This is a genomic window from Rhizobium sp. CBN3 (assembly GCF_030518245.1).
Lineage (GTDB): Bacteria > Pseudomonadota > Alphaproteobacteria > Rhizobiales > Rhizobiaceae > Rhizobium > Rhizobium aethiopicum_A.
The window spans coordinates 171,307-183,930 of the sequence record NZ_JAULSE010000002.1 but is presented as its reverse complement, the minus strand read 5'-3'; the positions used below and the strand labels follow the sequence as shown (position 1 = coordinate 183,930).

Genomic DNA, 12,624 nt, shown 5'->3' with positions numbered 1-12,624 from the left:
GAATTTCGTTGGTATGGCGTCCGCTGCCGATCTGTTGCGTATCGAGAATCTCGACGTCTCCTTCTCCGTTTTCGGCGACCGCCTGCGTGTCGTAAAGGAAGCCAATCTCCGCATTCTTCCGGGCAAGGTCACCGCTCTCGTCGGTGAGTCCGGTTCCGGTAAATCGGTAATCAGCCAGGCCATCATGGGTATCCTGCCCAATCCGGCCAGGGCGTCGGGCAGTATCCTCTTTACCGATCCGCTCGACGGCAGCACGACCGATATCCTGTCGCTGCCGCGCGACAGTGAAGAGATGCGCGATCTGCGCGGAAAGCGCATGGCGACGATTTTCCAGGAGCCGATGACCTCGCTGTCGCCGTTGCATACCGTCGGCAACCAGATCAGCGAGGTGCTGCTGATCCATACCGACGTCGACAAGCAGGAAGCACGTCAAAGGACCGAGGAAATGCTCGGCCTCGTCGGCTTCTCCAATCCGCACCGCACCTACGACATGTATCCGTTCGAACTGTCCGGCGGCATGCGCCAGCGCGCCATGATCGCCATGGCGTTGATCTGCAAGCCGGCGCTCCTGATCGCCGACGAGCCGACGACGGCGCTCGACGTAACGATCCAGGCGCAGATCCTGGAATTGCTGCGTGACCTGCAGGCCAAGCTCGGCATGGCGATGCTGCTCATTACCCACGATCTCGGCATCGTTGCCAACATGGCCGACGAGGTGGTCGTCATCTATCACGGCGAGATCATGGAAGCGGGGCCGGTCGAGGCGATCTTCCGCAATCCACAGCATCCGTATCTGAAGGCCCTGATGGCGGCCGTACCGCATTTCGACATGAAACCCGGCGAGCGGCTGAAGGCGCTGCGCGACGTGCCGGTCAATCTCGAGACCCTTGTCGGCAAGAAGAAGCCGCTACAGGCCGAAACTCCGGGCACGCTGCTTTCCGTCGCTAATCTGTCGAAGACCTACAGGACGCGCAGGCGCAGCCTTTTCGGCAGGCACGAAGCCACCGTCGTGCGTGCCGTCGACGACGTCAGCTTCGATATCCGCCGCGGCGAATGTCTCGGCCTGGTCGGCGAATCCGGCTGCGGCAAGACGACGCTCAGCAAGATCCTGATGCGCGCCATAACCCCCGACGGCGGCTCGGTGGTGTTCGACGACGGCAAAGAAGTCATCGACGTGCTCGCCGTCAAGGGCGCCGAGCTGCAGGAACTGCGCACCAAGATCCAGATGGTGTTCCAGGATCCTGTCTCCTCGCTTTCGCCGCGCATGACGGTGCGCAACATTCTGAGCGAACCGCTCGAGATCCACGACCGCGGCGACAGCGCCGAGCGCAAGCGCAAGGTCGAAGGGCTGATGGGCGCGATCGGCCTCGACAAGCGTTACCTCAGCCGTTACCCGCACAGCTTTTCCGGCGGCCAGCGCCAGCGCATCGGCATCGCCCGCGCGCTGGCGCTCGGCCCGAAACTCGTCATCCTCGACGAGCCGGTCTCGGCCCTCGATGTCTCCGTCCAGGCGCAGATCCTCAACCTGCTCAAGGATCTGCAGAAAGAGCTGGGGCTGACCTATCTATTCATCTCGCACAATCTCGCCGTCGTCGATTACATGGCCGACCGCATCGCCGTCATGTGCAAGGGCCGTATCGTCGAGATCGCGCCGCGCGAGATCATCCTGCGCGATCCGGTGCATCCCTATACGAAATCGCTGCTCGCCGCCGTCCCCTTCCCCGATCTCGACCGGCCGCTCGACTTCAGGGCGCTCCGGGAAAACGGCGCCGCCGACAAGCAGAACTGGGGCGTGACCTTCACCGCCGAGCATGACGACGCGGCCGAGCTTGCCTATGCCGATCTCGGCGACGGCCATCTGGTGCGCGCCCGCAAGGGCGCCGATATCCGGGAGTTGCGCTGATGGTGACGCGTCGCACCTTTCTGGGCGGCCTCGTCGGTGCTGCGATCGCGCCGGCGGTGCTGCGGGCCGAGCAGGCCGGTGAACCGGAATTCCTCAAGGAGCGGCTGGCATCAGGCAGCCTGCCGCCGATGGCCGAGCGCATTCCCGCCCGTCCGCGCATCTTCAACCTGAAGGAGATGGGGCTCGAGCCCGGCGCCTATGGCGGCACGGTGCGCACCATCATCGGCAGCCAGCGCGACATCCGCTTCATGACGATCTACGGCTATGCTCGCCTGATCGGCTACGACAAGCACCTGCAGTTCCAGCCCGACATTCTGGCCGATTTCCGCTCCGAGGACGAGACGGTCTTCACCTTCACGCTGCGCGAGGGCCATAAATGGTCGGACGGGGCGCCGTTCACGGCCGACGATTTCCGCTACTGGTGGGAAGACGTCATCCTCAACGACAAGCTCACACCCGGCGGCGGCGCACTCGAGCTTCGTCCGCACGGCGGTCTCCCGCGCTTCGAGATGCTCGATCCGCTGACCGTACGTTACACCTGGGAAAAACCCAACCCGATGTTCCTGCCGAGCTTGGCAGGCCCGCAGCCGCTCGTCATCTTCGGGCCGGCGCATTATCTGAAACAGTTCCACAAGAAGTTCCAGCCGGATCAGGCGAAGATGGAACAGATGATGCAGACCTTCCGCGTCAAGAAATGGCAGGACCTGCACATCAAGATGGCGCGCTCCTATCGTCCCGAGAATCCGAACCTGCCGACGCTGGATCCCTGGCGCAATACGACGGCGCTGCCGGCCGAGCAGTTCGTCTTCGAGCGCAACCCGTTCTTCCATCGCGTCGACGAAAACGGCAGGCAGCTTCCCTATCTCGACCGTTTCGTCCTCAACGTCTCTTCCTCGTCGATCATCGCCGCCAAGGCGGGTGCCGGCGAGGCCGACCTGCAGGCAACCGGGATCGATTTCAACGACTACACCTTCCTGAAGGAGGCGGAGAAGCGTTTTCCGGTGAAGGTCAATCTCTGGAAGGTCGCGCGCGGCTCGCGCATCACGCTCTTGCCGAACCTCAACTGCGCCGATGAGGTGTGGCGCGGCCTGTTCCGCGACGTGCGGCTGCGCCGGGCGCTGTCGCTGGCGATCAACCGGCACGAGATCAACATGGTCGCCTTCTATGGCTTGGGCACACCGAGCGCCGATACCGTGCTGCCCGACAGTCCGCTCTTCAAGCAGGAATATGCCGACGCCTTCGTCAAATTCGATCCCGATGAGGCCAACCGCCTGCTCGACGAGCTCGGCCTGACCAGGCGCGGCGACGACGGCATAAGGCTGCTGCCCGACGGGCGGCGCGCCGAGATCACCGTCGAGACCGCCGGCGAAAGCAATCTCGATACCGACGTGCTGGAACTGGTGCACGATCACTGGGCCGACATCGGGCTTGCGCTCTATACCCGCACCTCGCAGCGCGACGTCTTCCGCAACCGCGCCATGAGCGGCACGATCATGATGTCGATTTGGTACGGCCTCGACAACGGCGTGCCGACGGCCGACATGTCGCCGTCCGGTCTTGCGCCGACGCTCGACGATCAGCTGCAATGGCCGCTCTGGGGCATGCATTATCTCTCCGCCGGCCAGGAAGGTGTCGCTCCCGACCTGCCGGAAGCGGCCGAACTGGTCGATCTGCTCGGCCAATGGGGATCGACGGCGAAGTTCGAGGAGCGTCAGGCGATCTGGCACAGAATGCTGTCGCTCTACACGCAGCAGGTCTTCTCGATCGGCCTCATCAACAGCACGCTGCAGCCGATCCTGCGTGCCGCCAAGCTGCAGAACCTGCCGGAGAAGGCGCTCTACGGCTTCGATCCCACCTCCTATCTCGGCGTCTATATGCCGGATGTTTTCTGGTACAAGGAGGCCTGAGGCGTGCTCAGATACATTCTCTGGCGCATCGCCGCCATGGTGCCGACGCTCTTCGTCATTTCGGCGCTTGTTTTCACCATCATCGAGCTGCCGCCCGGCGATTTCTTCGAGAGCCAGATCGCCGAGCTGCGCGCCTCCGGCGAGACCGCCAACCTCCAGGAAATCGAGGAGATGCGCCAGCAATACGGCTTCGACAAGCCGGAGATCGTGCGCTACTTCTATTGGGTCGGCGGTATGCTGCACGGCGATTTCGGCTATTCCTTCGAATACCAGCTGCCGGTCTCGGACGTGGTCGGCGAACGGCTGTGGCTGACGATCCTCGTTTCCTTCACCACGATCCTGCTCACCTGGCTGATTGCCTTTCCGATCGGCATCTATTCGGCGACGCATCAGTATAGCTGGGGCGATTACGGGCTGACCTTTTTCGGCCTGCTCGGCATCGCCATTCCGAACTTCATGCTGGCGCTGATCCTCATGTATTTCGCCAATGTCTGGTTCGGGCTGTCGATCGGCCACCTGATGGACCAGCAATATCTCAACGCGCCGATGAGCTGGGAAAAGGCGAAGTCGATCCTCGCCCATCTCTGGATCCCCGTCATCATCGTCGGCACGGCCGGCACGGCCGGGATGATCCGGCGGCTGCGGGCCAATCTTCTCGACGAGATGCAGAAACAATATGTGACGACGGCCCGCGCCAAGGGCCTGCATCCGATGCGGGCGCTGGTCAAATATCCGCTGCGCATGGCGCTCAATTTCTTCATCGCCGACATCGGCTCGATCCTGCCGTCGATCATCTCGGGCGCCGAGATCGTCGCCATCGTCCTGTCGCTGGAGACGACCGGGCCGATGCTGATCAAGGCGCTGCAGAGCCAGGACATGTATCTCGCCGGCTCCTTCCTGATGTTCCTCGCCTTCCTCAATGTCATCGGCGTGCTGATCTCCGATATCGCCCTCGGCTTCCTCGATCCCCGCATTCGTCTGCAAGGCAGGAGCACCAAATAATGTCGCCCCTTCCCGCACCCGGCGCGCCGCTGCCGCACTACGTCTCCACCGCGCCCTTCGATCCGCATGCGACCGAGAGCATGACGGCGGCGCAATCGCGCATCCATCTCGCCTCGCAGAAACAGCTGATGTGGTGGAAGTTCAAGCAGCACAGGCTCGCCTTGATCTCCGGCATCTTTCTCGCCGCCGTCTACCTGATGATCCTGATCGTCGAGTTCCTGGCGCCCTACGGCCTGCATACGCGCAACGTCGATTTCATCCATGCGCCGCCGCAGCGCGTCCATTTCTTCGACAAGGGCGAGTTCGTCGGTCCCTTCGTCTACGGCCGCAGCATGACGCTCGATCTCGACACGCTGCACCGCGTCTATACCGACAGGCCGAACGACGTGCAGCCGATCCGTTTCTTCTGCCGCGGCGATTCCTACAAGTTCTGGGGTGTCGTCGCCTCGAACTATCATCTGGTCTGCCCGGCGATCGGCGGCCAGATGTTCCTGCTCGGCACCGACCGGCTCGGCCGCGACGTGCTCTCGCGCATCCTCTACGGCGCGCGGATATCGCTGACGATCGGTCTTATCGGCATTTCGATCAGCTTCGTGCTCGGTATCGTTATCGGCGGCCTTGCCGGCTACTGGGGCGGCGTCTTCGACCTCATCGTCCAGCGCCTGATCGAGGTGCTGCAATCGCTGCCGAGCCTGCCGCTCTGGATGGCGCTCGCCGCCATCATGCCGGTGACCTGGAGCCCGATCGTTATTTATTTCGGCATCACCGTCATCCTCGGCATTATCGACTGGACCGGGCTGGCGCGGGCCGTGCGCTCCAAGCTGCTCGCGCTGCGCGAGGAGGATTACGTGCAGGCCGCGCAGCTGATGGGCGCCAGCACGCCACGCATCATCGGCCGCCATCTGGTGCCGGGCTTCATGTCGCATCTCATCGCTTCGGCGACGATTTCGATCCCCGGCATGATCCTCGGCGAGACCGCGCTCTCCTTCCTCGGCCTCGGCCTTCGACCGCCGATCACCAGCTGGGGCATTCTGCTTACCGAGGCAAAAAGCGTCAGCGTCATCGCCTTCTATCCCTGGCTGCTCTTTCCGATCATTCCTGTTGTTCTTGTCATTTTGGCGTTCAACTTTCTGGGAGACGGCTTGCGCGATGCGGCAGATCCCTACAAATAGCGGGAAGCTCGGCGGCGCCTTCCGGCACCGCGCCCGCCTCTTGGCCTCCGGACGGTGGGGGTACTAATTCATGTTGTTCACCCCGGAGGGAACACCCATGGCCAGACGTCTCGAAGATGCTCGCATCCTCATGTACAGCCACGACACGTTCGGCCTCGGCCATCTCAGGCGCTGTCGCACCATCGCCCATGCGCTGGTCGAAGACTATCGCGGCCTCAACATCCTGATCATTTCGGGGGCGACGATCGCCGGCGCCTTCGATTACCGCGCCCGCGTCGACTTCGTGAAGATCCCGAGCGTCATCAAGCTGCGCAACGGCGAATATACGTCGCTCGCCAGCCATATCGATCTGCACGAGACGCTGAAGATGCGCGAATCGAGCATCCGCCATACGGCCGAGACCTTCCAGCCGGATATCTTCATTGTCGACAAGGAGCCAATGGGATTGAAGGGCGAAGTCGAGGATACGCTCGCCTATCTCAAGGCCCGCGGCACCGTGCTGGTGCTGGGGCTGCGCGAAATCATGGACGCGCCGCATCTGCTCGAGGCCGAGTGGAAGAAGAACAGCGTCATGCAGAAGATCGACCAATACTATGACAGCGTCTGGGTCTACGGACCCCCGGATTTCTACGATCCGCTTGTTGGTCTCGACGTGCCGGCGAGCCTGCGCCGCAAGATGGATTTTGTCGGATTCCTGCAGCGCAGCGTCTCCAAGGGCAAGAGCTCGATCAACGCCCGCAAGGACAATTATCTGCTCGTCACCACAGGCGGCGGCGGCGACGGCTCCGATCTCGTCCACGACGTCATGAACGCCTATGAGGCCGACCCGACGCTGACGCAGAAGGCGCTGGTCGTGCTCGGGCCCTATATGCCGGCCGCCGAGCGCGCCAAGCTGGTGCAGAAGGGTGAAGCCATTCCCTATATCGAGGTGATCGAATTCGACAACCACATGGAAGAGCTGATCGCCGGCGCCACCGGCGTCGTCGCCATGGGCGGCTACAACACCTATTGCGAGATCCTCTCCTTCGACAAGCCGGCCCTCATCGTGCCCCGTGTCAAGCCGCGCGAGGAACAGCTGCTGCGCGCCAAGCGGGCGAGCGAACTCGGCCTCGTCGACATGCTGCTGCCGGAGCAATCGGTTGATCCCGCCATCATGGCCGCGGCGCTGAAGCGCCTGCCCTCCCGCCTGCCGCCGTCGAAAAGCGGCAGCAATATGCATCTCGAAGGGCTGGACCACATCTCGCAGACCGTCGGCCGGTGGCTCGACGGCCGGGCCACCCACCTTGCCGTCGTCGGCGCAGAATAGGGCACAGAATTGCCGCCACGCCGCAAGATCCTCGTCGTGCTGAAAGGCTATCCCCGCCTTTCGGAAACCTTCATCGCCCAGGAACTGCTCGGCCTCGAAAGGGCCGGCTTCGACCTGACGCTGATATCCATGCGCCGGCCGACCGACAAGAAGCGCCATCCCGTGCATGACGAGATCAAGGCGCGCGTCGTCTATCTGCCGGAATATCTGCACGAGGAACCGATCCGCGTGCTGAAAGGCCTCGTCGCCGGCTTCGGTAAAACCGGCTTCAAGGCGCTGCTCAAACGCTTCTTCGCCGACCTCAAGCGCGACCTCTCCCGCAACCGCTTCCGCCGCCTCGGTCAGGCGCTGGTGCTGGCGCGCGAATGGCCGGATGGGGGCGAGTGGCTGCATGCCCATTTCATCCATACGCCGGCCTCGGTGACGGAATATACCAGCATCCTGACGGGCACGCCCTGGACCTGTTCGGCGCATGCCAAGGACATATGGACCTCGCCCGACTGGGAACTGAAGGAGAAGCTGAAGAGCGCCCGCTGGACCGTCACCTGCACCCGGACTGGCTACGAGCACATGCGCATGCTGACATTGCGCAAGGAGGCCGTACATTTGAGTTACCACGGCCTCGATCTCGCCCGCTTCGGCCATTTTTCCGGCGCGCGTTCCGAAAGAACCGGCAACGACCCGGCTGATCCGGCCTTCATCCTCAGCGTCGGCCGCGCCGTCGAGAAGAAGGGCTACGACGTCCTGCTGCGAGCGCTGGCACTGCTGCCCGCCGATCTCCATTGGCGCATGGAGCATATCGGCGGCGGCGGCGAGCTTGCGACGCTGAAGGCGCTCGCCGCCGAGCTCGGCCTCTCCGGCCGCATCGTCTGGAAGGGCGCCATGGCGCAGGAAGACGTGCTCGACCACTACCGCCGCGCCGACCTCTTTGCGCTGGCCTGCCGCATCGCCGCCAACGGCGACCGCGACGGCCTGCCGAACGTGTTGGTCGAGGCCTCGAGCCAGCGCCTCGTCTGCATCTCCACGACAGTATCCGGCGTGCCGGAACTGCTGACGGACGGCGAGAACGGCCTCGTCGTGCCGCCGGAGGATCCGGCGCTGCTCGCCCGGGCGCTGGAGGCGGCGATCCGCGATCCGGCGCTGCGCCAGCGCCTCGGCGACGCCGCCGAAAGGCGGGTGCGCGAGGAGTTCGACTATCACTCCAGCATCAGACAGCTCGCCGGCCTTTTCGAGGCCGAATGGCAGAAGGCCTCATGACGGCACCACGCATCTTCTTCTACGTCCAGCACCTGCTCGGCATCGGCCACATCGCCCGCGCCAGCCGCATCGCCAACGCGCTGGTCAAGGACGGCTTCGACGTCACCGTCGTGACCGGCGGCCTGCCCGTGCCGGGCTTTCCCGGCGAGGGTGTGAAGACTTTTGCCCTGCCGGCGGTCGTCGCCAGCAATGCCGGTTTCTCCGGCCTCGCCGATGCCGATGGCCGGCCGGCCGGCGAAGAATTCCTCGCCGCTCGCCGGCAATTGCTGCTCGACGCCTTCCACGCCGCAAGGCCCGATGTCGTCATCATCGAGGCCTTCCCCTTCGGCCGCCGGCAGATGCGCTTCGAACTCCTGCCCCTGCTTCAAGCGATCGAAGAGGCCGAACCGCGGCCCAAACTCCTAAGCTCGGTGCGCGACATCCTACAGGAAAACCGCAAGGCCGGCCGCGATGCCGAGACCGTCGCGCTGGTCAAGGATCACTTCGACGCCGTGCTCGTCCATGGCGATCCCGGCTTCGTCAGGCTCGAGGATACCTTCCCGCTGACGCCTGAGATCGCCGACAGGCTGCGTTATACCGGCCTCGTCACGCCGCCGCCGGCGCCCGAACCGACGGAAACCTTCGAAATCATCGCATCGGCCGGCGGCGGCGCGGTCGGCGCCGAGCTGATTGGCGCGGCGAAGGAGGCGGCGACGTTGCTGCCGGGCGATCTTCGCTGGCTGCTGATCTCAGGCCCCAACCTGCCGGAAGCCGATTTTGCCAGACTGTCGCGGGATGCAGCCCCGAATGTGACGCTGGTTCGCTTTCGCAAGGATTTTCCCTCGCTCTTGCGCGGTGCCACCGTTTCGATCTCGCAGGCCGGCTACAACACGGTCGGCGACCTCTTGCGCACCGAGTGCCGGCCGATCCTCATCCCCTTCGTCGCCGGCGGCGAGACCGAACAGACAGTGCGCGCCGAACGGCTGCAGGCGCTGGGTCTTGCCGATATCCTGCCGGAACAGGGGCTGACCTCGGCCCATGTGAAAGAGGCTGTCGAAAAGGCGCTGGCAGCGCCTCGGCAGGGGCCGGTCTCGCTCGATCTCGACGGGGCGGAGAAGACGGCCGCCATCATTCGATCCATGATTGCCGAATCGCTCGCCTAATTTAAAAATCCTGTGATATAAGCAGAGTTCGGGCGAGAATCGGCCTTTCTGCAGCCGGTCCCTTCGCCTTGTTTTCATTGCGATATCGGCGGTCCGGCTGCATGGTCCTGTTCTCGACAATTCCTCCCGTCCCGCGCCCGGATCGCGCCTTCGGAATTTCCCAGCACGCTGACGGTTAGCCATGGAAAAGAGCCTCGCCCGCTATATCTGGAAGAACACGCGGCTGCAGCAGCTGTGGATCCTGGCTGTCGTCGCGGCCTCGATGATCCCCTATTTCCTGTCCTTCGATCTGCCGAAGCAGATCGTCAACGGACCGATCCAGGGCGACGGCTTTGAAGGCCCCGGCGCAACCCAGACCTTCATGCATATCGCCTATGATATTCCGCTGATCGGCCATGTCGAATTCTTCAAGGGCGTGCAGCTCGACCGCTTCCAGATGCTGATGGCCCTGAGCCTGGTGTTCCTGGCGCTGGTGGTGCTGAACGGGCTCTTCAAGTTCTACATCAACACCTACAAGGGCCGGCTCGGCGAACGCATGCTGCGGCGCATCCGCTTCGAACTGATCGACCGGGTGCTGCGGTTTCCGCCGGCCCATTTCAAGCGGGTGAAATCGGCCGAGATCGCCACCATGATCAAGGACGAGGTAGAGCCGATGGGCGGCTTCACCGGCGACGCCTTCGTCTCGCCCGCCCTGCTCGGCGGCCAGGCGATCACCGCGCTCGCCTTCATCATCGTGCAGAATTTCTGGCTCGGCATGATCGCCGCCGCCATCGTCGGCGTGCAGGCGGTCGTCATTCCCCGCATGCGCAAACGTCTGCTGGATCTCGGACGCCAGCGGCAGCTGACGGCGCGCGAGCTTTCCGGCCGCGTCGGCGAAATCGTCGAGGGCATCGGCACGATCCACGGCAACGACACATCCAACCTCGAACGCGCCGATATCGCCTGGCGGCTCGGCCGCATCTTCTCGATCCGCTACGACCTTTACCAGTGGAAGTTCCTGGTGAAGTTCATCAATAACTTTCTCGCCCAGGTCACCCCCTTCCTGTTCTACGCGATCGGCGGTTATCTCGCGCTGCAGGGCCGGCTCGACATCGGCCAGCTCGTCGCCGTCATATCAGCCTACAAGGATCTGCCCGGGCCGCTGAAGGAGCTGATCGACTGGGACCAGATGCGCCAGGACGTGCAGGTGAAATACCAGCAGGTCTACGAGCAGTTCAACGTCGAGCCCTTGATCGAGAGCAGCATCCAGGAATTGGCGACCGCGCCCGTGGGCGCACTGACCAGCGCGCTCGTCGTCACCAATCTGACGCTCTCCGACGACAGCGGCGCCCGCCTCGTCGACCACGTTTCGGTCGAAATCAAGCCGAATGAGACGGTTGCGATCGTCGGTCCGAACGGCAGCGGCGCCGAAGCCTTCGCCGAAGCGCTCGGCCGCATGATCTGGCCCGACTCCGGCCGCATCACCATCGACGGACGCGACCTGCTCGAGCTGCCGGAATCGATCACCGGCCGCCGCATCTCCTATGCCTCGGCCGACACCTTCTTCTTCCATGGCACGCTCGCCAGCAACCTGCTCTACGGCCTCAAGCACGCGCCGATGATCGACGCCGTCTACGACGAGAAGGAAGCGCTGGAGTATAAATGGCATTCCATCGAGGCGGTGAAGGCCGGCAATCCGACGCTCGACCTCAACAGCGATTGGGTGGATTACCAGGCGGCCGGCGCCAATGGACCGGATGATCTCCTGAAAGCGATCCGACCGGTGCTCGACGCCGTGCTGATCTCGCAGGACATCCTCGACCTGGCGCTGCGCTCGAACGTCAATACCGAGGTGCATGTGGCGGTCAGCGACCATGTCGTGGCGCTGCGCGCCTCGCTGCGCGACCGGCTGCGCGACGAAGGTCTTGACGGCATCGTCGTGCCTTTCGATTTCGACGCCTACAACGCCCAGGCGACTGTCGGTGAGAACCTGCTCTTCGGCACGATGAAGCGGCCGCTGATGACCAACCGTCGGCTTGCCGCCCATCCCTATTTCCAGCAGCTCTTCCGCGAGACGGGCCTCAGCACCGATCTCTACGCCATGGGCCTCGAGATCGCCGAAAACGCCGTCGAACTCTTCCACGACCTGCCGCCGGATCATCCTTTCTTCCAGCAGCTGACCTTCATGACGGCGGACGACATTCCGACCTATCAGGCGCTGCTGCAGAAGCTGCAAAGCCGCCGCTTCGAGGACGCGACACCCGAGGAACGCTCCGCCATCATCCGGCTGAGCTTCGCCTATATCGAGCCGCGCCACCGCTTCGGCCTGTTGACCAACGAGCTGATGGACAAAATCGTCAGCGCCCGCAAGCAGTTCCATGCACATATTCCGGCCGATCTCGCCGAGCTGATCGAGCGCTACGACGCCGAGCGCTTCACCCCGTCGGCAAGCCTGATGGACAATGTGCTCTTCGGCCGTATCGCCTATCAGCAGGCCGACGCCTCCGACCGCATCCGCGCCATCATGGGCGAACTCTTCGACGCACTCGACCTTTACGACGATGTCCTGTCGATCGGCCTCGAATTCGACGTCGGCTCCGGCGGCAAGCGGCTGACCATGGTGCAGCGCCAGAAGCTGAACCTGGCCCGCGCGCTGCTGAAGCGCTCGGATTATTTCGTCTTCAACCGGCCGCTGTCGGCACTCGACCAGCGCGTTCAGGATCAGATCACCCGCAACATCATCGAAGACCTGCATAAGGAAGGTGAGCGCCCGGCGATCATCTGGGTGCTTTCGAATGCGCGGTTGGCCGAAATGTTCGACCGGATCCTGCTCTTCGACCGCGGCGGGCTGGCGGAAGCCGGAAACTATCCGGAACTTTCCGAGAAAAACGGGATGTTCAAGGAACTGTTATCGTAATATTCTATTGGGGCGGCGATGGTAGGCGTTCCCGGGGGA

8 protein-coding genes are annotated in these 12,624 nt (G+C 63.5%); all 8 read left to right on the top strand.

Translation table 11 applies throughout. From position 1 onward, the window contains the following. Positions 1-13 precede the first annotated feature (13 nt). The 8 genes from QWJ46_RS03590 to QWJ46_RS03555 all read left to right on the top strand — a co-directional run bounded on the left by QWJ46_RS03590 (position 14) and on the right by QWJ46_RS03555 (position 12,585). Positions 14-1,903, top strand: a complete 1,890-nt coding sequence (locus QWJ46_RS03590) for an ABC transporter ATP-binding protein (protein WP_302749056.1) — start codon at positions 14-16, stop codon at positions 1,901-1,903. Next, positions 1,903-3,810 carry an ABC transporter substrate-binding protein gene (locus tag QWJ46_RS03585; RefSeq protein ID WP_302749055.1) on the top strand — a complete coding sequence of 636 codons (1,908 nt, stop codon included), beginning with the start codon at positions 1,903-1,905 and terminating at the stop codon, positions 3,808-3,810. Before QWJ46_RS03590 ends, QWJ46_RS03585 begins: the two co-directional genes overlap by 1 nt. Positions 3,811-3,813: 3 nt before the next feature. Then, the gene (locus QWJ46_RS03580; RefSeq protein WP_302749054.1) at positions 3,814-4,812 is read left to right on the top strand and encodes an ABC transporter permease; all 999 of its coding nucleotides are present in this window, start codon (positions 3,814-3,816) and stop codon (positions 4,810-4,812) included. Next, positions 4,812-5,984 (top strand): ABC transporter permease, encoded by a 1,173-nt coding sequence (locus QWJ46_RS03575; RefSeq protein WP_184455751.1) that lies wholly within the window; start codon positions 4,812-4,814, stop codon positions 5,982-5,984. Before QWJ46_RS03580 ends, QWJ46_RS03575 begins: the two co-directional genes overlap by 1 nt. Before the next feature lie 97 nt (positions 5,985-6,081). Beyond that, a complete protein-coding gene (locus tag QWJ46_RS03570; RefSeq protein WP_184455749.1) occupies positions 6,082-7,290 on the top strand; it encodes a glycosyltransferase family protein in 1,209 nt (402 codons plus the stop codon). A gap of 9 nt (positions 7,291-7,299) precedes the next feature. Continuing rightward, entirely contained in the window at positions 7,300-8,547 is a 1,248-nt protein-coding gene (locus QWJ46_RS03565) for a glycosyltransferase (RefSeq protein ID WP_302749051.1), read from the top strand. Beyond that, positions 8,544-9,689, top strand: coding sequence for a glycosyltransferase family protein (locus QWJ46_RS03560; protein WP_302749050.1), 1,146 nt, complete (start codon positions 8,544-8,546; stop codon positions 9,687-9,689). Before QWJ46_RS03565 ends, QWJ46_RS03560 begins: the two co-directional genes overlap by 4 nt. Before the next feature lie 181 nt (positions 9,690-9,870). Next, positions 9,871-12,585 (top strand): ABC transporter ATP-binding protein, encoded by a 2,715-nt coding sequence (locus QWJ46_RS03555; protein WP_302749049.1) that lies wholly within the window; start codon positions 9,871-9,873, stop codon positions 12,583-12,585. The last annotated feature ends 39 nt before the right edge of the window (positions 12,586-12,624 follow it).